General features: G+C 69.9%; 16 protein-coding genes, 1 tRNA gene and 1 pseudogene. 11 read left to right on the forward strand and 7 right to left on the reverse strand.

Features of this window, described 5'->3' with window-relative positions; translation table 11 throughout:
• Positions 1-37 precede the first annotated feature (37 nt).
• The 9 genes and pseudogenes from O7631_RS08255 to O7631_RS08295 all read left to right on the forward strand — a co-directional run bounded on the left by O7631_RS08255 (position 38) and on the right by O7631_RS08295 (position 8,348).
• Positions 38-838: a GNAT family N-acetyltransferase gene (locus O7631_RS08255; protein WP_278143738.1), complete on the forward strand. Its 801-nt coding sequence runs from the start codon at positions 38-40 to the stop codon at positions 836-838.
• Between the two features lie 194 nt (positions 839-1,032).
• Complete coding sequence (locus O7631_RS08260; protein WP_278143739.1) at positions 1,033-1,467, forward strand: hypothetical protein; 435 nt, start codon at positions 1,033-1,035, stop codon at positions 1,465-1,467.
• A pseudogene (locus O7631_RS08265) lies at positions 1,464-1,943 on the forward strand (ATP-binding cassette domain-containing protein); the annotation flags it as partial. The gene O7631_RS08260 and the pseudogene O7631_RS08265, both read left to right, overlap by 4 nt.
• 11 nt (positions 1,944-1,954) lie before the next feature.
• A complete protein-coding gene (locus tag O7631_RS08270) occupies positions 1,955-2,209 on the forward strand; it encodes a hypothetical protein (RefSeq protein WP_278143740.1) in 255 nt (84 codons plus the stop codon).
• Positions 2,210-2,379: 170 nt separating this feature from the next.
• Positions 2,380-3,993 carry a TlrC/CarA/OleB/SrmB family ABC-F type ribosomal protection protein gene (locus O7631_RS08275; protein WP_278143741.1) on the forward strand — a complete coding sequence of 538 codons (1,614 nt, stop codon included), beginning with the start codon at positions 2,380-2,382 and terminating at the stop codon, positions 3,991-3,993.
• 65 nt (positions 3,994-4,058) lie between these two features.
• Positions 4,059-5,636: an FAD-dependent monooxygenase gene (locus tag O7631_RS08280; protein WP_278143742.1), complete on the forward strand. Its 1,578-nt coding sequence runs from the start codon at positions 4,059-4,061 to the stop codon at positions 5,634-5,636.
• 105 nt (positions 5,637-5,741) lie between these two features.
• Positions 5,742-7,025, forward strand: coding sequence for an MFS transporter (locus O7631_RS08285; protein ID WP_278143743.1), 1,284 nt, complete (start codon positions 5,742-5,744; stop codon positions 7,023-7,025).
• A 19-nt stretch (positions 7,026-7,044) separates the two neighbouring features.
• Positions 7,045-7,824 (forward strand): GNAT family N-acetyltransferase, encoded by a 780-nt coding sequence (locus tag O7631_RS08290; protein ID WP_278143744.1) that lies wholly within the window; start codon positions 7,045-7,047, stop codon positions 7,822-7,824.
• Positions 7,825-8,275: 451 nt separating this feature from the next.
• A tRNA-Arg gene (locus tag O7631_RS08295) sits at positions 8,276-8,348 on the forward strand.
• A gap of 94 nt (positions 8,349-8,442) precedes the next feature.
• Here the strand turns inward: O7631_RS08295 and O7631_RS08300 are convergent.
• From O7631_RS08300 to O7631_RS08315, 4 genes are all read right to left on the reverse strand, one after another.
• Entirely contained in the window at positions 8,443-8,793 is a 351-nt protein-coding gene (locus O7631_RS08300; RefSeq protein ID WP_278143745.1) for a DoxX family protein, read from the reverse strand.
• Positions 8,794-8,914: 121 nt separating this feature from the next.
• Positions 8,915-9,682 carry a hypothetical protein gene (locus tag O7631_RS08305; protein ID WP_278143746.1) on the reverse strand — a complete coding sequence of 256 codons (768 nt, stop codon included), beginning with the start codon at positions 9,680-9,682 and terminating at the stop codon, positions 8,915-8,917.
• Positions 9,683-9,766: 84 nt separating this feature from the next.
• A complete protein-coding gene (locus O7631_RS08310; RefSeq protein ID WP_278143747.1) occupies positions 9,767-10,366 on the reverse strand; it encodes an ATP-dependent Clp protease proteolytic subunit in 600 nt (199 codons plus the stop codon).
• Positions 10,367-10,502: 136 nt separating this feature from the next.
• Positions 10,503-11,090: a helix-turn-helix transcriptional regulator gene (locus tag O7631_RS08315; protein ID WP_278143748.1), complete on the reverse strand. Its 588-nt coding sequence runs from the start codon at positions 11,088-11,090 to the stop codon at positions 10,503-10,505.
• A gap of 176 nt (positions 11,091-11,266) precedes the next feature.
• On the opposite strand from O7631_RS08315, the gene O7631_RS08320 reads away from it, so the two are divergent.
• Positions 11,267-12,280 carry a potassium channel family protein gene (locus O7631_RS08320; protein WP_278143749.1) on the forward strand — a complete coding sequence of 338 codons (1,014 nt, stop codon included), beginning with the start codon at positions 11,267-11,269 and terminating at the stop codon, positions 12,278-12,280.
• 46 nt (positions 12,281-12,326) lie between these two features.
• Here the strand turns inward: O7631_RS08320 and O7631_RS08325 are convergent, their stop codons facing one another.
• On the reverse strand, positions 12,327-12,806 hold the full coding sequence (locus O7631_RS08325; RefSeq protein WP_278143750.1) for a MarR family winged helix-turn-helix transcriptional regulator: 480 nt from the start codon (positions 12,804-12,806) through the stop codon (positions 12,327-12,329).
• An 82-nt stretch (positions 12,807-12,888) separates the two neighbouring features.
• Here O7631_RS08325 and O7631_RS08330 point away from each other — a divergent pair, with 82 nt between their 5' ends.
• Positions 12,889-13,533 carry an NAD(P)H-dependent oxidoreductase gene (locus O7631_RS08330; protein WP_269681279.1) on the forward strand — a complete coding sequence of 215 codons (645 nt, stop codon included), beginning with the start codon at positions 12,889-12,891 and terminating at the stop codon, positions 13,531-13,533.
• Between the two features lie 69 nt (positions 13,534-13,602).
• On the opposite strand, the gene O7631_RS08335 is transcribed toward O7631_RS08330, so the two are convergent.
• Both O7631_RS08335 and O7631_RS08340 read right to left on the reverse strand, forming a co-directional pair.
• Complete coding sequence (locus tag O7631_RS08335; RefSeq protein WP_269681278.1) at positions 13,603-14,637, reverse strand: 2-oxoacid:ferredoxin oxidoreductase subunit beta; 1,035 nt, start codon at positions 14,635-14,637, stop codon at positions 13,603-13,605.
• On the reverse strand, positions 14,630-16,477 hold the full coding sequence (locus O7631_RS08340; protein ID WP_278143752.1) for a 2-oxoacid:acceptor oxidoreductase subunit alpha: 1,848 nt from the start codon (positions 16,475-16,477) through the stop codon (positions 14,630-14,632). The genes O7631_RS08335 and O7631_RS08340 overlap by 8 nt, the downstream gene beginning before the upstream one ends.
• Positions 16,478-16,507 lie beyond the last annotated feature (30 nt).

Here is a 16,507-nt window from a genome sequence, read left to right on the forward strand (position 1 = left end):
CGTTGATCGGCCGGGGCTGCCGGACGATGGTGGACGCATGAGCGAAAGCGTGATCGACATCGTGGCAGCGCCGGATCATCTCGGCACCCCACGCTGGCACGCTGTAACGTCGCCCGGTGCGGTGGCCGGGGTCGCCGACCTGCGTCCGGTCATGCCGTTCGAGTACGAGCTGCCGGCACCGACCGCCCCGCAGCCGGACACCCTCGAGCTGAACCTGTACGTGCAGCCGCAGTGGCGTCGTCGAGGGATCGGATCGCGGCTGCTGGCCGCCGTCGGCGCACACGCCGTGGGCCGGCGGGTGATCGTGGAGACCAGCCCGGGTTCCGCCGCGCGGTCATTCTGTGAACGGCACGGATTTCGGCGCATCGGATCCGGGAGCCATGAACTGCTCACCTACTGCGATGTCCACCATGCCTGGCTGGGTGAGTTGGTCGATGTCGAGCACCCCGGATACCGACTGCGTCACTGGACCGGGGATCCGTGCGGCGCGACCAGCGTCGAGCAACTGCTCCGGCATCCGAGCAGGCCCGGTGCCGCGGTGGTGAGCGCCGCCGAGGCGGACGGCGGGGTGGTCGCCTATGTCGTGGCGATGACGGGTGCACTGCCACAGGTTCGCGCCCACCAGTACGGCCCTGCCGTGCTCGTCGGTCATCGCGGCCGGCGGCTGGGGCTGTGGGTCAACGCCGCTCTGCTCACCCGACTACGCGAGATCCATCCACACGTCGAGGAGATCGAGACCCGCACTGCCGACGGGGACTCCGACCTGGTCGCCCTGCGTCGACACCTGGGCTTCCGCCCATTCGGGCGGCGTCTCCATTACGAGCTCACCCTGCCGTAACCGGCGGCCCTGACTCCGATCCAGTGGCACGTCCGGGCCGACCCATGCCCGATGAAGAGAGGTTCGTCATGAAAGGTCCTGTCCGCCTCCGGACGTGGGCCGCCCCGGTCGGGAGCCCGAGACCCGCCCGGTGACCCCGGGCCGCCACCCGCCGGTCGCCACCTGCCCACGTCAACATCAAGGAGCTCACCACCGTGTCCGTCAACCTTTCCACCCAGGACAAAGTCACGCTTCGCACGGCCGCGTACGGCGCGGTCACGCTGCTGTCGGCCGCCGGAGCCGCCGGCGGCTCTCCCCACAGGATCGCCACCGATGGGTCCATCGCCCTGGCCTCGGCAACCGGCCTGGTCGGGCACGTGCTCGCGGAGAAGTCCACGGGCATGGACCTGAGTGGCGGCTCGGTGGCCCAGATCGCCGATCGCGTGTTGCCCGCCCTGACCGAGGCAATGCGCCTGCTCGCCGAGCATGCCCCGTCCGAGGTGGACAACTTCCGCCGCACCGTCGTCGTCGCCCTCGACGCGGCCGTCCGTACCCGGCAGGGCGCACCCGCTCCCACCGTCGCCGACATGACCAACAAGATCATCGCAGCGCTCGATGCCGCTGCGGCAAACCCGGAGGTGACCACGTGACCATCCCGGCGATCTCGGTCTCGGGCCTGCCCAAGGCGTACAAGGACAAGACCGTCCTCGACGGCATCGACTTCGACGTCCACGCCGGTGCAGGCCGACGGCGGCACCGTCCGTGTCGCCGGCCACGACCTTGCCACCGACGCCAGGGCGGTCCGCGCGGCCATCGGCGTCACCGGCCAGTTCGCGGCCGTCGACGAACTACTGACCGGACGAGAGAACCTCCAGCTGATGGTGGACCTCAACCGGAGGGTCGCCGGCGGCGGCCCGCGGATCGTCGCGGACCTGCTGGACCGGTTCGAGCTGACCGCCTCGGCGGACAAGCCGACCTCCACCTACTCCGGTGGCATGCGGCGCAAGCTCGACCTGGCGATGACGCTGGTCGGCGATCCGCGGATCATCTTCCTCGACGAGCCGACGACGGGGGCTGGACCCGCGCAGCCGCCGCACCATGGTCGATCGTGCGTGACCTGGTCGCCGACGGCGCAACGTGATCGCCATTGCGGCGCTCGTCGGAGTGGCCTTCCTGCTGGGGTTCAGCCCGGAGGCGGGCCTGACCGACTGGCTCGCCGTGGGTGGTGTCGTCGTTCTGCTCGCGTTCGCGGCGGGCTGGTTCACGGTCGCGCTAGGACTGTCGGCGAAGTCGCCTGACACTACCGACGCGGCCGTCGTCGTCGCCTGGCGCGTGGCCATCGCCCTCGCCGGCTACCTGTGGGCGCGTTCCGCCTTCACGAAGCGGGCGTGAGCCCGGCCGGTGTGCGGCGCCACCTCGGTGAACGTAGCCCAACGAGGCGGCGCCGCAACCGGTCGAGAGCCCTCCGTCGGCACCCGGCTGTCGCGGCCGAACGGCCGTCACCAACATGTCCTTGTCCACCTGCCAGATCAGGGGGCGTCTTGCTCGCGTCGCAACTCTCGTTGCATGACATCATCCGCCGCTACGACGAGCGCACCGTGCTGGCCGGCGTGTCCTTCAGCGTCAAACCGGGCGAGAAGGTCGGCATCATCGGCGACAACGGTGCCGGGAAGTCGACCCTGTTACGCCTGATCGCCGGAGTGGACCGACCCGATAACGGAGACCTGACGGTGATCGCCCCGGGAGGGGTCGGCTACCTGGCCCAGTCGCTGGCGCTGCCGCCACATGCCTCGGTCCAGGACGCGATCGACCTCTTCCTGGCCGACCTCCGCGAGCTCGAGTCGCTGATCATGCACACCGAGGCCGGACTGGACGGTTTGTCGAGGGCTGAGCTCGTCGCCGGCCTGGACCACTACGCCGGGCTGGTCTCCCGTTACGAAGCACGGGGCGGGTACGGGGCGGACACCCGGGTTGAGAGGGCGTTGCACCGGCTCGGCCTGCCGAATCTGGACCGTACGCGGGCGCTGGGCATCCTGTCCGGTGGGGAGCGCTCTCGGTTGGCGCTGGCTGCCACGCTGGCCTCCGAGCCGGAGTTGCTATTGCTCGATGAGCCGACCAACGACCTCGATGATCAGGCCGTGGGCTGGCTGGAGGCGCGCCTGCGGCAGCACCGCGGCACACTGGTCGCGGTCACCCATGACCGGGAGTTCCTCAGCCGGGTCACCGACACGATCCTGGACGTCGGTCAGGGCACGGTGACACGCCACGGCGACGGCTACGACGGGTACCTGACCGCCACGGCCGCCGAACGCCGCCGTCGGCTACAGGAGTACGAAGACTGGCGCCACCAGCTGGTCCGTAACCGTAAGCTCGCTGCCGCCAACGCGTTCCGTCTGGAAGCGATCCCGCGGAAGGCGCCGATGGCCAAGTTCGGGCACGGCGCCTTCCGTGCCCGCGGCCGTGATCACGGTGCGATGGGACGCATCCGCAACGCCAAGGAGCGCATCGAGCGTCTCACGGCAAACCCCGTCGCGCCGCCGCCCGACCCGCTGGTGTTCTCGGCCAGCATCACCGGCGTCGACAAGGACGCCCCGGAGACGGTTGCCGAGCTCATCGAGGTTCGCGTCACCGACCGGCTGTACGTGCCGTCACTGCGGATCGGCGGTACGGACCGGCTTCTGGTCACCGGGCCCAACGGTGCGGGCAAGTCCACCCTCATCCGGGTCCTGGCAGGAGAACTGCGCCCGGACCATGGAACGGTACGCACCCAGGGCCGGATCGGTCACCTGCGGCAGCAGATGACGCCGTGGTCGCCGAACCTGACCGTGTTGGAAGCGTTCGCCGGCGGGCCGGCTGGTGACCCGGACGAACTGCTGTCGCTGGGCCTGTTTCGGCCGACTGACCTGCGGTTGCGGGTGCGGGATTTGTCGTACGGACAACTCCGCAGGCTCGAAGTGGCCCGCCTGGTCAGCAAGCCGGTCGACCTGCTGCTGCTGGACGAGCCGACCAATCACCTCAGCCCTGCTCTGGTCGAGGAGTTGGAGCAGGCACTGGTCGACTACCCGGGCGCGGTGGTCGTCGTCACCCACGACCGTCGGATGCGGGCTCGGTTCGCCGCCGCGCACCTACAGCTACGTGCCGGCCACGTGGAACAACTCAGCGAGCGGACCGGCTGACGCCGGCACCTGCCACGACGGCGGTGCCACGAGCAAGAGAGAACCTCAGAGGGGAATGGCGAGTAATGGAGACTGACGTAATCATCGTGGGCGCCGGTCCGGCGGGCTTGATGTTGGCCGGGGAATTGCGCCTGGCCGGAGCCCGAACGGTGGTGCTGGAGCGCCACCCGCAGCCGGGAGACATCCCGAAGGCCAGCGGCCTCGGCGGGCGGATCCTGGACCTGCTACGCCATCGGGGAATTCTGGCGCGATTCGAGGAGGCCAGCAGCAATCCTCAGGTGGCCCCTCGATTTCCGTTCGGCACCATGCACCTGGACTTCACGCACCTGGCAGATCCGCCGATGCGGGCGATGCCCATTTCGCAGCGGGAGGTCGAGCGACTGCTCGAGGAACGCGCGCGGGAACTCGGCGCCGACGTCCGGCGTGGACACGACGTGGTCGACGTGACCCAGGACGACGCCACGGTGACTGCGGACGTGCGTGGGCCGGACGGGCCTGACCGAGTGACCGCTCGATACCTGGTCGGTTGCGACGGCGCGCGTAGCCGGATCCGCGACCTCGCGGGGATCGCGTTCCCCGGCGTGACTTACCCGGAGGTCAACAGGCTGGGTCAGGTCACCGTGCCCGACTCGGTGACGGTGCTCGACAACGGCGACATCGACGTTCCCGGGCTGGGCCGGATCCGCCCAGGATTCACCCGGACGGACCGCGGTGTGTTCGCGTTCGCGATCACCGCCGGCGTCCTGTTCATGCAAATCACCGAGGACGAAACCACCGAGTACGACGACGACGAACCGCTGACCCTGACCGAACTCGCGGAGAGCGCTCGCCGTGTGCTCGGCGCGGACCTCCCCCTGGGGGAACCGATCCGGCTGTCGCGCTACACGTTCAAGGATCGGCAGGCCGAACGCTACCGCCACGGGCGGATCATGCTGGCCGGCGACGCAGCCCACCTGTTCCCCGCCACCGGTACGGCACTCACCGTCGGCATGCTCGACACGGTCAACCTCGCCTGGAAGCTGGGCGCCGACATCCACGGCTGGGCGCCGGCCGGCCTGCTGGACACGTACCACGACGAGCGTCACCTCGCCGGCGCACGTGCACAGCTGCAGACCCGAGCCCAGGCGGCACTGAGGCGCGGACACGACCCTGCCGCGGAAGCGCTCCGGCAGGTCTTCCAGGAACTGGTCATCGACGAGCCGGCGCTACGCCGGATGGGAGCACTCGTCGCTCATGCCGACGTCCGCTACCCGATGCCGGGTGCCGGCCACCACCCTCTGACCGGCGCCTTCGCACCCGACCTCACCCTGCACACCGATCGGGGCATCACCAGCGTCGCGGAGCTCATGCACACCGCGCGGCCCGTCTTCCTCGACCTTGCCGACCGCCCCGAGCTGCGCCAGATTGCCGGCGACTGGGTCGCTCGCGTCGACATCCGCACCGCGAAGACCGACATCCGGCCAGCAGACGCCCTCCTGATCCGCCCCGACGGGCACGTCGCCTGGGCCGCGACGCTCGACGAACCCACCGCCACCGCTGGGACGACCTTGCGAGACGCGCTCTCCCACTGGTTCGGCACACCGCCGATGAGCGGGGAAGTGCCGGCTGTCGAGTACGGCTGCTCGGACGGGCAGGCGTCGTGAAGGCGCTACGGACACCGAAGGTGCGGGGACAGCGGGGGCGCGGTTACAGGCGCCAATCGCTCTGTTCCACCCGGCACCGCGCGAGCGGGTCGAGGGAGGTGCCGGATGACCTCTGACCTGCGGAGGTTGCCGGTCGGGTTCGGGCGGCTGTGGGCTGCACAGACGGTGTCCTCGCTCGGTGACGGGGTGTCGCACGCCGCGCTGCCGCTGCTCGCGTTGTTGGTGACGCGGGACCCGATGGCGCTCGCCGTCGTCACGGCCGCCGGGACACTGCCATGGCTGTTCTTCGGGGTGCTCGGCGGTGCGCTGGTGGACCGCTGGGACCGCCGACGCACGATGTGGGTCACGGACGCGGCGCGTGCGGTGCTGCTCGCGATACCGGCCGCAGCGGCCGCGTTCGACGTGCTGAGTATTCCGTTGCTCGCGGCCGTCGCCTTCCTGCTCGGCCTCGGTGGACTCTTCTTCGACACCGCCGCCAGCGCCTACCTGCCGGATCTGCTCGGCCGCGACCCTGCACTCCTGGAGCGAGCCAACTCTCGCCTGCGTGGCGCGCAGACCGCCATGTCCGGCTTCGCGGGCCCGCCCGCGGGCAGTGCGCTGCTCGCGCTCGGGCGAGCGGTTCCGCTGCTCGCCGACGCGGTGTCGTTCGCACTCTCCGCACTGCTCGTACGGTCGCTGCCCGCCGTGTCCCGGCCCATGCCGGAGGCCCGCGAGTCGCTGCTTCGGCAGGCGCGGGCCGGCGCGTCGTACGTCTTCCAGAACCGGTTGCTGCTCGGGCTTGCGCTCCGCCCGGCGGTCGGGAACATCGCCTTCCTCGCCGTGGGCACCGTCCTCGCCATCTTCGCGCACGACCGCCTCGGCATCGACACGTACGGCTTTGGCCTGCTCCTCACGGCGGAGGCCACCGGCGGCCTGCTCGGTGCGGGCATCGCCGTACACCTTGGCCGACGACTCGGCACCGGCACCGCGCTGACCTGCACAGCCGCCGCCGAAGGGCTTGCCATCCTGGGCCTGGCCGCCGCACCGAACCCGTACGTGGCCGGGCTCGCGCTCGCCGTCTGCGGGACCGGCATGGGCGCCACGATGGTGCTCGCACCCTCCTTGCGGCAGGCGATCGTCCCCGCCCACCTGATGGGTCGGGTCACCTCCACCTCCCGCATGCTGGCCATGTGCGCCGCCCCCATCGGGGCCATCCTCGGCGGCTGGCTGGCCACCACCTTCGACGTACGCACGCCGCTCTACGCCGCCGCCGGCCTCCTCCTCGCCATGACCGCCGTCACGTCGACCATGACCAGCAACCGCCGGGTCGAGGCGGCGCTCCGTGGCTCTTCCGACCGGGAGAGCCAGATCCAGGACAGCCGCCCCGCCGACGCGGTCATCGCTGCCTGAACTGCCGGAAAGGCATCAGATGCTCTACTCGACCGCACGCGTCGTCACCGACCGCCCCCACCGCTATCTCAAGCAACTGGTCTCACACATGGGGCGCAAGGTGCCCACCGAAATCGACGAGGAACGCGGGTCCATCACGTTCAGCGTCGGCAGCTGCCTGCTCGTGGCCTCGACCGCCCACCTCGACCTGATCGTCAGAGCCGGCGCGGTGGACGACATCGCGGCGGTGGCGGACACCATCACCCGCCACCTGCTGCGATTCGCGACCAGGGACCCGCTCACCGTCGACTGGCTGCCCCTGGTGCGACCTGCCACAACCGAGGACGACGCCGCTCTCCTCACCCTCGACCGTTCGGCGTGGACCGTCGGGTCGGAACTACCCTCCACCCGCGCCGAGCAGCGAACGGCCTACTTCAACGAACGACGGAGGCCCGAAACGCACCTGGTCGCCGCGCTCGGCGGCCAGGTAGTCGGCACCGTGAGCACCCACCGGGCGGGGCCGTTCCCGGAGGGGGCTCACGTTTTCGGCCTGTGGAATTTGATGGTGGCCGAGCAGGCCCGTCGTATGAGCATCGCTTCGGCCCTGCTCTCGGCCGCCGAACGTCTCGCCGGCTCACACGGTGCGAAGAAAATCGGACTGCGCGTCCTGGGGACCAACACCGGCGCCATCCGGCTCTACGAACAGCACGGTTACGCCGTCGAAGGCCGACACGCCGACGAGTTCCTCATCGACGGCACCTACGTCGACGACATCAGCCTGGGCAAGTGCCTGACGCCGTCCTCGCGACGGAGCGTCTGAGGTAATGAGCAGACGCGCCAGCCGGGCGTTCTTCGCCCGTAGCCGCTCCACCTCCCGGCGAAGATCGACGAACTCGGCCACCGCATCCTCGCGCATCGAACTCCGAGCACCCCGACGCCGGTCCGCTATCCTCCGCCGATGGCCTCGAAGGGGACCGCCGTGCTGAGGCGATGATCGAGGAGGCCACCGTCGACAGGGACAGTTTCGACGAACAGCTCAGCCGGCCTTTTCACCATGATCGAGCAGCATCTGGCGGTGCCGTTCACCGGCCAACCCGGGCCAACCGGTGCCAACGCGGGTCACCATGGTCGACCTCCGGTCGCAAACCAGGGTTCGTGTGCTCGGCGTGTGGTCCTGGGCTGGGAGAACGGCGGTCCGGGGAACGTGCGTGAACGTGGGCCACTCCCTGCCACCCCAGGTGAACCCCCAGGTCGCTAGACTGGGCCCTCGCGCCCCCGTAGCTCAGGGGATAGAGCATCGGTTTCCTAAACCGTGTGTCGCAGGTTCGAATCCTGCCGGGGGCACCTCGAAGATCAGCTAATGGCCGTCGGACCAGCGGATACTCGCCCCGTCGACCGTTGCGGTGGTATGCCACCCAGCGCTGATGTCGGTGCCGGATCACCAGTGGTAGGCGAGGTTCACCGCCAGCGCGGCGATCGACGTGGCGAAGAAGACCGCCCATCCCACGAGTTTGCGGGAGCCGACCCGCAGGTGTGCGACGAGCGCGCCGACGAAGTACAGCACAAGGCCGGCGGCGGCGAGTGTTCCGATGAGTGGAACGGCGAACCCGGCCAGCAGTCCCAGGGAGCCGGCGGCCAGCGCCGCGCCCAACCTCGGTAACCAGGAGTGCGGCACCCGCTTCATGTCCGCCTGGGCCTTCGGGTAGTCGTGGCCCATCAGGTAGGTGACGGCGGCGATGCCGGTGAAGACCGAGGCGAGGATGGTGACGGTGACGTACGTGGCGAACATGTGCCCTCCCTTGTGGCTGTCTGCCTCAAGGACGGGGTGGCGCGCACTGATGTTACGTACCTCGGCGTGACCTGCGACACACTGCGGGCTGCGGGTACCCGCAGCCCACAGTGCCAATCGGTCAGAGGAACTTGTACATGTCCTCGGCGGCGGCCTCGGTCTCGCCGGCCGGAGGTGCCTCCACCGTGACGGGCCTGCCGAAGTCGCTCATCCGCATCTCGGTGACGAGGTCACCGAGGGTCTTCGTGGCGATCGTGTACGAGAGGGCGGTGAGGCGACCGTCGGCGTCGATTGTCGCCTCGAACGGGATCGCCTTCGCGTCCTTCGCCAGCTTGGCGGTCGACTCGAGGCCGGCGCGCATTCCGCCGTCCGTGTTGGCGGCGGCAGCGGCCTTCTCCAGGTCGGCGACGCCGGTGTAGCGGCCGCCGCCCACCTCCTGCGCGGAGACGACGCCGCCGATGAGGCCGGTCTGCGCCTTGAGGTCGAAGGACTGGCGCAGCGAGCTGTTCGGCCTGAGCTTGGTGAGGTCGATCTTCATCCACGGCTTCCCGCCGTCGCCGGAGTCCGACTTGATGTAGGCGGTGTCGCCGATGATCCGTGCCTCGATCGGTTCCGGGGCCTTGCCGGTGGCCTGGAGGGTGCGGGCGGCGGTGTCCATCTTTCCGGTGATGGTGACCGACTGGTTGCCGGCCTTCACCGAGGCGTCCATGGTGAGCGTGCCGGCGAGGCTGCGGTCCATGCCCTGCCGGATGGCGGCTACCGGCTCCAGCTTGGACGCGCTGGGCGCGGCGGACGATCCTGATGCCGCGGGGGTGCCGGAGTTGGTGTTGCAGCCGGCGACGAGGGTCGCGGCGAGGGCAATCGAAATAGCTGGGATCAGTCGACGCATAGACGTGACCCTAACCGGCGGCCGCTACCCGATTTCGCGAGCGGCAGCCGCCGCGCGTCGAGGCCAGGGCGGTAGGTGCCGGATTCAGACGGTCGTCAGCTGCTCGGCTCGGCTGAGCACATGGTCGACGAGGCCGTACTCCCGCGCCTCCTCGGCGGTGAACCACCGGTCCCGGTCCCAGTCGCGCTGGATCTCGTCGAGCGTCCGTCCACTGTGTTGGGCGATCAACTCCTGCATCGTCCGCTTCACGTGCAGCATGTTCTCCGCCTGGATGGTGATGTCGGAGGCGGTGCCGCCCATCCCGCCGGAGGGCTGATGCATCATGATCCGCGAGTGTGGCAGCGCGTACCGCTTGCCCGCCGCGCCCGCGCAGAGCAGGAACTGCCCCATCGAGCCGGCGAACCCGAGCGCCAGCGTGGCCACGTCGTTGCGGACGTAGCGCATCGTGTCGTAGACCGCCATCCCCGCGCTCACCGAACCGCCCGGCGAGTTGATGTAGAGGTAGATGTCCGAGTCGGCGTCCTCGGCGGCGAGCAGCAGGATCTGCGCGCAGATCTGGTTGGCCGACTCCTCCGTCACCTCCGTGCCGAGGAACACGATCCGCTCCCGCAGCAGCCGCTCGTACACCTGATCCCCGAAGGACGGCTGTCCGCCGTCCCGCATGGTCGTGTCGTACCAGATCATGTGCCGCCACCCTCCGCCGTGCCGGCGGGCGACGGGACCGCCCGGGGAACCGGCTCCTCCAGCGTGCGCCCGGCGGCGGTCGCGGCCGAGGGATTCTGCCGGCGGCAGATCGGCTCAGGGCAGAACCCCGGCCTGCCTACGCCCGGGTCAGCCGCCGCCGGCCGGTCCGGGCCCGGCGGCAGGCCAGCATCTTGGAGGTACGCGGACCGGGGTGCCCGGCCGGTGCGGAGGCGATCAGTCGAACTCGCAGCCCCGCTCCTGAGATGGTCGACCCGATGGGGTCGGCTGGACCGCCGACGTGCAGGATCGGCCCGCCCAGCCGCAGCACCGGTCCGGCCGGCTGCCGTGCGGGGGCACCAGCGGCGGCCACGGGTGGCGTCGCCCCACCGCGCTGGAAGCCGATGCGGAGTGCGGGGCCGGTCTCGTTGCGTGGGGCGGGCACCTGCTCCAGCCGGCCCAGAGCGGCCCGGGGCCCGGCGGGGATGCGACGTTCGACCCGGCGCAGGTCGTCGCGGGCGGCTTCGAGCAGGTCGGAGAGTTGGATGCCGAGCGCCCGGCAGATCGCCGCCAGCACCTCCGAGGAGGCTTCCTTTCGCCCCCGTTCAACCTCGGACAGGTAGGGCACCGACACCCCGGCGGCGGCGGCCACCTCACGCAACGTGCGGCCCTGACTCTGGCGTAGTCGGCGCAACACTCCGCCGATGACTCGTCGCAGCAACGACATGCCGGCCTCACTTTCGCGGTCGTCGTCGGGAACACCCTCATCATGCCTGTCCCCGGCGGTCCGGGCCGACCCATGCGGGACCGCGTTGTTTCGTCCGGCGCAACCCGGACGTGCGGCTGGCGTCGTACCCGCTATGTTGTGGGCGTGCAGGCGACGGCGGGGGAGCAGGTTCGACGGTGATCCATTTCCCCGCGCAACGTCGGGGCCCACTGAGCGCGCTGAGCCTACGGCTCGCCGCTGCCCTGGGCCTGGTCTTCGCCGTGGTCGCCGCGGTCTACCTCGGCCGGGACGGCTACCGCGATGTCAACGAGGACGGCCTCACCCTGCTCGACTGCTTCTACTACGCGGTCGTGTCGCTCTCGACCACCGGGTACGGGGACATCACGCCGGCCACGCCGTCGGCTCGAATGGTGAACGTCCTCTTCATCACCCCGGCCCGAGTGATCTTCCTGATCATCCTGGTCGGCACCACTCTGGAAGTCTTGACCGAGCAGTACCGGACCGGCCGTCGCCTGTCGCGGTGGAGGAGAGCCGTGAAGGACCACGTCATCATCTGCGGCTACGGCACCAAGGGGCGCAGCGCGGTCTCCGCCCTGATGGAGAACGGTCTGGACCGCTCTCGGATCGTGGTGGTGGAGCGCAGCGCCACCGCGCTGCGGCAGGCCACCTCCGCCGGTCTGGTGGCCATCGAGGGTTCGGCGACCCGCTCGTCGGTGTTGAACGAGGCGCACGTCAAGAGCGCCAAGGCCGTGATCATCGCGACCGACAGCGACGACGCCTCGGTCCTGGTCGCGTTGACGGTTCGACAGCTCACGGCCGGGCAGGTCCGGATCATCGCGGCAGCGCGGGAGGCGGAGAACGCCCCGCTGCTCAAGCAGAGTGGCGCGCACCACGTGATCGTCTCCTCGGCGACCGCGGGGCGGCTGCTCGGTCTGTCCACCTCGGCTCCGCCGCTGATCGACGTGGTGGAGGACCTGCTCACTCCTGGGCAGGGCATGGCGCTGGCGATGCGCTCGGCGGAGCGGGACGAGGTGGGCCGCTCGCCTCGTGAGCTGGACTCACTGGTGATCGCCCTGGTGCGCCGGGGCAAGGTGGTCACCCTGGCCGATCGCGCGGGTGCGGTGATCGAGACGGGCGACATGCTGGTGCACGTACGCGACGACCGCCCCCAGTCGGCCACGACCGCCTGATCGTCATCCGCCGCCCTGGCGTCGCGGTGGCCTCGACGGCCCGCGGTCAGAGCGATTCGTCCCCGGCGCAGATCGTCTCGGTGCAGTTGACCGTCGTGCCGGCGGAGGCCCGGCTGAGCAGCTCGTAGAGCGTCTCCCGTTCGTCGGGGCCCAGCGCCCCCAGCACCTCGTCCTCGGCGCTGGCGAGGGCGCATTCCGCCTCGCTGAGGCGTTTCGCACCGTCTTCGGTGAGTTCGACGACATGTCGGCGGCGGTCCTCGGGTGAGCGGCGCCGCTCGATCAGCTGCTTCGCCTCCAGGTCGTTGAGCAGCCCGACGATGTTGGTGCTGTCCATTTCCAGGATGGTGGCGAGCGCCTGTTGACCGGTGCCGCCGCCGGCGCGCAGCACGGTGAGCGCGACCAGGTGCCGGGGGCGTAGCCCGAGCGGTGCCAGCACCGACTCCGACCGCAGCCGCATGCGCCGGGCCAGGTGGTCCAGGAGTGCGCCCGAGCGGTGCTCCGAGGTGTCGAGCGGCTGCGCGGACATGTGACCCAGTCTACCGACTCTCAGGAACATCGGCCTGCTATAAATAGTTGGTGCTGCACAGACGATCCTTGGAGGAGGAATAATGCATCTGCTGCATATCGACTCAAGCATTCGGGGTGACTGGTCGGTCAGCCGGAAGCTCACCGCCCGCGCCGTCGCCAACTGGCGCGCGGCTCACCCGGGCGGCACTGTGGCCTACCGAGATCTGGGCAAGGACCCGCTGCCGCACCTGGACGCGGATGGTGGTCTGGCTCGGATGACGCCCCCGGACCAGCACAGCCCGGCGCAGCGCGAGTCCTGGGAGCTCAGCGAGCGGCTGGTCGACGAGGTCAAGCAGGCCGACGTGGTGCTGCTCGGGCTTCCGCTCTACAACTTCGGCGCGCCCAGCAGCGTCAAGTCCTGGGTCGACCACCTGATCGTGCCCGGGTTGGCCTACGACCCGACGACCCAGCAGGGCCTGCTCGGCGACCGCGAGTTCGTGGTGCTGGCCACCCGGGGTGGCGGCTACGGCGAGGGCACCCCACGAAACGGCTGGGACCACGCCGAGCCGTGGCTCCCGCACGGCCTGTCCATGACCGGCATGCAGCCACGGTTCATCAGCGCCGAGCTGACCCTGGCGCCGTCGGTGCCGGCGATGGCCGAGCTGATCCCGCTGCACGAGGCGAGCCTCGCGGCGGCCGAGAAGGAAATCGACAACCTCTGGCTGCCGGCCTCCGCCCAGCGCTGAGCAGGCGTCGGTATGACGAGAGCGGCCGCCCCCGAACCGGGGACGGCCGCTCTCGTCATGAACGACTGATCAGAGGATCGTCCAGGTGTCGCCGCTGCCCAGCAGGCCAGCGAGTTGCTGCTCGGGTGTCTCGGTGACAGTGGCCTTGGCCGCCGCGAGCTGGCCCTGCACCACGCTGTCGTAGGACGGCCGGTCCACCGAGCGGAACACCCCGATCGGGGTGTTGCGCAGGTCCAGTCCGGGCAGCCGGGACAGCGCGAACGCGTACGCGGGGTCGGTCACCGTCGCGTCGTGCACGACGATCTCCTCCGGGCTGACCGAGCTGGTCTCCCGGACCTCCAGGCCGAAGCCGCCCGGCGGGTGCACCACGCAGAACCGCCCGTCGGCCCCGAAGGTGATCGGCTGCCCGTGCTCCAGGCGGATCAGGTAGTCGTCCCGGGTGGACGGGTCCTTGAGCTGGTCGAACGCCCCGTCGTTGAAGATGTTGCAGTTCTGGTAGATCTCCACGAACGCCGAACCCTCGTGCTCGGCGGCGGCCCGCAGCACCGACTGCAGGTGCTTGCGGTCGGAGTCGATGGTCCGGCCGACGAAGCTGGCCTCCGCGCCGAGCGCGAGCGAGAGCGGGTTGAACGGCGCGTCCGCCGAGCCGGCCGGGGTCGACTTGGTGATCTTGCCGACCTCGGAGGTCGGAGAATACTGACCCTTGGTCAGACCGTAGATCCGGTTGTTGAACAGCAGGATCTTGAGGTTGACGTTGCGCCGCAGGGCGTGGATCAGGTGGTTGCCACCGATGGAGAGCGCGTCACCGTCGCCGGTGACCACCCAGACCGACAGGTCCGGCCGGGACACCGACAGGCCGGTCGCGATCGCCGGGGCCCGACCGTGGATCGAGTGCATCCCGTACGTGTTCATGTAGTACGGGAAGCGGGACGAGCAGCCGATCCCCGAGACGAAGACGGTGCGCTCCCGGGGGATGTTCAGCTCCGGCATGAACTGCTGGATGGCCGCCAGGATCGCGTAGTCACCGCAGCCGGGGCACCAGCGCACCTCCTGGTCGGACTTGAAGTCCTTGGCGGTGAGCTTGAGGGCGACGGGCTCAGACATTCTTCAGGACCTCTTCCAGCGTCGTCTCCAGCTCGGCGGCCGTGAACGGAAGACCGCGGACCTGGTTGTAGCTGATCGCGTCGACCAGGTAGCGGGCCCGGATGACGTGGGCGAGCTGACCCAGGTTCATCTCCGGGATGACCACCTTGTCGTACGAGCGCAGCACCTCACCGAGGTTGGCCGGCATCGGGGCCAGGTGCCGTAGGTGCGCCTGGGCGACGGACAGCCCGCGCTGGCGTACTCCGCGGCAGGCGGCGCCGATCGGCCCGTACGTGGAGCCCCATCCGAGGACCAGCACCCGGGCGTCGCCGTCCGGGTCCTCCACCTCGATGTCCGGTACCGGGATCGTCTCGATCCGAGCGGCCCGGGTGCGCACCATGAAGTCGTGGTTGGCCGGGTCGTAGGAGATGTCCCCGGTCTTGTCGGCCTTCTCCAGACCGCCGATCCGGTGCTCCAGCCCCGGGGTGCCGGGGATGGCCCACGGGCGGGCCAGCGTCTCCGGATCGCGCAGGTAGGGCAGGAAGGTGCTGCCGTCCTCGCCGTTGGGTTTGGTGGCGAACTCGACCCGCAGGTCGGGCAGCGACTCCACGTCGGGCAGCAGCCATGGCTCGGAGCCGTTGGCGACGTAGTTGTCGGACAGCAGGATCACCGGCGTGCGGTAGGTCAGGGCGATCCGGGCCGCCTCGAGCGCCGCGAAGAAGCAGTCCGACGGTGAGCGGGGCGCGATGACCGCCACCGGCGCCTCGCCGTGCCGACCGAACAGCGCCATGTTGAGGTCGGCCTGCTCGGTCTTGGTCGGCATGCCGGTCGACGGGCCGGCGCGCTGCACGTCGACGATCACCAGCGGCAGCTCCAGCGCCACCGCCAGCGAGATCGTCTCGCTCTTGAGCGCCACGCCGGGGCCGCTGGTGGTGGTCACGCCGAGCGAACCGCCGTACGAAGCGCCCAGCGCCGCGCCGACCGCCGCGATCTCGTCCTCGGCCTGCACGGTGAGGACGCCGAAACGCTTGTGCTTGCTCAGCTCGTGCAGGATGTCCGACGCGGGCGTGATCGGGTACGCGCCGAGGAAGACCGGCAGCCCGGACCGGACGCCGGCGGCGACCAGCCCCAACGACAGCGCCGCGTTGCCGGTGATGTTCCGATACGTGCCCGGCTGCATCTTGGCCGGCTTGACCTCGTAGCGGACCGCGAAGTCCTCGGTGGTCTCGCCGAAGTTCCAACCGGCCTTGAAGGCGGCGACGTTCGCCGCGACCAGCTCCGGCCGGGACGCGAACTTGCGCTCCAGGAAGCGCAGCGTCGACTCGTAGGGCCGGGAGTACATCCAGGAGAGCAACCCGAGGGCGAACATGTTCTTCGACCGTTCGGCGTCCTTCTTGGACACCGCGAACGCGGCGAGCGCACCGACGGTCATCGAGGTCAGCGCCACCGGGTGCACGACGTAGCCGGCCAGCGACTCGTCGTCCAGAGGGCTGGTCTGGTAGCCGACCTTGGCGAGGTTGCGCTTGGTGAACTCGTCGGTGTTGACGATGATGTCCGCGCCGCGCGGAAGGTCGGCCAGGTTGGCCTTGAGGGCCGCCGGGTTCATCGCCACCAGCACGTTGGGCGCGTCGCCCGGGGTGAGGATGTCGTAGTCGGCGAAGTGCACCTGGAAGCTCGACACGCCGGGCAGGGTGCCGGCGGGGGCTCGGATCTCGGCGGGGAAGTTTGGCAGCGTGGAGATGTCGTTGCCGAGCTGCGCCGTCTCCGAGGTGAACCGGTCGCCGGTCAACTGCATGCCGTCGCCGGAGTCACCGGCGAACCGGATGACCACCCGGTCGAGTTGACGGATCTGCTTGGTCACTGTGCCACCTTCGTTCGCGACTGCGGGGCT

The sequence above is a fragment of the Micromonospora sp. WMMD967 genome (genome assembly GCF_029626165.1).
Taxonomy (GTDB): Bacteria; Actinomycetota; Actinomycetes; order Mycobacteriales; family Micromonosporaceae; genus Micromonospora; species Micromonospora taraxaci.